Genomic DNA, 2093 nt, shown 5'->3' with positions numbered 1-2093 from the left:
AATATCAAGCCATATGCATCAGGAAAGATTACTGGAATTGTATATGATTTCCCAAAAATCGTTAAAGGTGGACATGTTTTTTTCTCTATTCTGTCAAATGGATTAAAATTGCAATGCGCTGTTTACAAACCTACTGGAATTACTCTTATTGCATCTAGTTTGATGAAAGGAGATAAGATCTGTATTGGTGGAGGCATCCGAAAAGCATCTAAAAACTATCCGCGTATCCTAAATGTTGAATTCATCAAGGTCATTAATCTTAAAAAAAATATAATAAAATCCAACCCTGTATGCAAAAAATGTCTAAAAAAATGAAATCAAAAGGAAAAACCAAGCATATCAATGCATAAAATGTGGTAAAAGTTCATCAAATAAAATTAATTTAGAAATTCCCAGAAATATCAAAAAACAACTGTATATTCCTAATGTTTCTGCTCACAGACATCTGAGCAGACCATTGCAAAGAATTGGAAAAATTAACAAGGAATCTAAATTTGATGAATCAAGTTCGTGGTTTTCTGTATATGAAAAGTAGCGGGGAGTAGATTTGAACTACTGAACTGCGGGTTATGAGCCCGCCGGGATGACCTAGCCCTAAAGAGTCTGACTTCCCCACCCCGCTGATTCATCAATGAGCACGAGCCGTATATACGCTTTATCAAATTCTTGAAAGTAATTAATATGATTTGAAATGAATGATTTTCTGTGGACAAAAAACTAAGAATTGCAGGAATTGTTGCAGCATTGGCATTTTCGATATTTGTTTTGACTTCACCCTCAACTCCATTTCCAATTCCAGAACCACCTTCATCAGTACATGAAAATATTTTTGTAGAAACATTGGCAAAAAATCTTGATAAACCACGCTCTATTGCAATTTCAGATGATCGAATTTTTGTAACAGAAAAAAATGGACAAATAAGAGTTATTCAAAATAATACATTGTTATCAGAACCATTGGCAACATTTCGTCCTGCTGATGTATTTGGTGGAGGATTGTTGGGCATAGCACTACATCCTGATTTTTCTAATAATCATCTGATGTATGTATTTTTTACATATGAAGAAAATGGAAAACTTTGGAATAAAGTTCTTCAAATCATTGAATCAAAAAATAAACTAAAAGACGCAAAAACAATTTTTGATAAAATACCTGGTTCTGTGTTTACAAATGGTGGATTTCTAAAATTTGGACCTGATAAGAAATTATATGTTGGAACTGGCACTATTTCTGATTCATCACATCTACCTCAAAGCCTTGATTCACTGTCTGGAAAGATACTGCGATTAAATGATGACGGTACAATTCCTGATGACAATCCATTTCCAAATTCTCCGGTTTATTCTTTAGGACATAGAGATCCACAAGGTATGACTTGGGACAATAAAGATCAAATGTATCTAGCAGAGTTAGGCCCTGAAAAAAATGATGAAATAAATTTAATCAAACCTGGAAAAAAATTATGGCTGGCCTGAACAACAATGTTCGGGATATGAACAATTTGAAGATGCAATAGTATGTTATGATCCAAGCATTGAACCTAGTGGAATCCTTTACTATTCTGGAGACAAAATAAACGTGGAATCTCGTTTTATTATGGCTTCTCTTAGAGCCACCAATCTTTATCAGTTAGATCTCTATGACGGTCTAAGTTCTCAAAAAACAATACTAAGTGGAGCAGGCCGTATACGAGATGTAGCTCAAGGTCAAGATGGAAGTCTTTATGTAATTACTTCAAATACTGATGGAAAAGGTTTTCCAGATAGCATGGATGATAGATTATTGAGGATATTGAAATGACTGACTCATCTATTTCAAAATTCTTTGAAAAAACAAGAAAAGAGAGATTAGACATTGTTCGCGATTTTGCAAATCTCTCCTCTGAAGAATTGAAAGTTTTACAAAGCATTGATGGTGGCATCTCATTTGAAAAAGCAAACAATATGGTAGAAAATGCAATTGGTACTTTTTCTCTCCCTTTAGGAGTTGCAACTAGTTTTAAAATTAATGGAAAAGACTATCTTGTTCCAATGGTGATTGAAGAGCCATCTGTGATTGCCGCAGCTTCTAAAGGTGCAAAAATTGCACGAAT

At 33.9% G+C, this 2093-nt stretch carries 3 protein-coding genes, 1 tRNA gene and 1 pseudogene; 4 read left to right on the top strand and 1 reads right to left on the bottom strand.

Annotation, left to right across the window (positions count from 1 at the left end):
• Positions 1-315 (top strand): single stranded DNA-binding domain-containing protein (locus BG20_RS13000; protein ID WP_010190193.1); only part of this gene is annotated, 315 nt, incomplete at its 5' end.
• Positions 316-532: 217 nt separating this feature from the next.
• On the opposite strand, the gene BG20_RS12315 is transcribed toward BG20_RS13000, so the two are convergent.
• Positions 533-622, bottom strand: a tRNA-Met gene (locus tag BG20_RS12315).
• Between the two features lie 83 nt (positions 623-705).
• Here BG20_RS12315 and BG20_RS02005 point away from each other — a divergent pair.
• From BG20_RS02005 to BG20_RS02000, 3 genes and pseudogenes are all read left to right on the top strand, one after another.
• On the top strand, positions 706-1476 hold the full coding sequence (locus BG20_RS02005) for a PQQ-dependent sugar dehydrogenase (protein ID WP_238527448.1): 771 nt from the start codon (positions 706-708) through the stop codon (positions 1474-1476).
• Positions 1451-1801: a PQQ-dependent sugar dehydrogenase gene (locus BG20_RS12995; RefSeq protein WP_338032783.1), complete on the top strand. Its 351-nt coding sequence runs from the start codon at positions 1451-1453 to the stop codon at positions 1799-1801. The genes BG20_RS02005 and BG20_RS12995 overlap by 26 nt, the downstream gene beginning before the upstream one ends.
• Positions 1798-2093: pseudogene (locus BG20_RS02000) on the top strand (hydroxymethylglutaryl-CoA reductase, degradative); the annotation flags it as partial. The gene BG20_RS12995 and the pseudogene BG20_RS02000, both read left to right, overlap by 4 nt.

This window comes from Candidatus Nitrosarchaeum limnium BG20, assembly GCF_000241145.1.
GTDB classification, from domain to species: domain Archaea; phylum Thermoproteota; class Nitrososphaeria; order Nitrososphaerales; family Nitrosopumilaceae; genus Nitrosarchaeum; species Nitrosarchaeum limnae.
The sequence above is the reverse complement of the archived record's forward strand: the minus strand, read 5'-3'. Positions and strand labels throughout refer to the sequence as shown.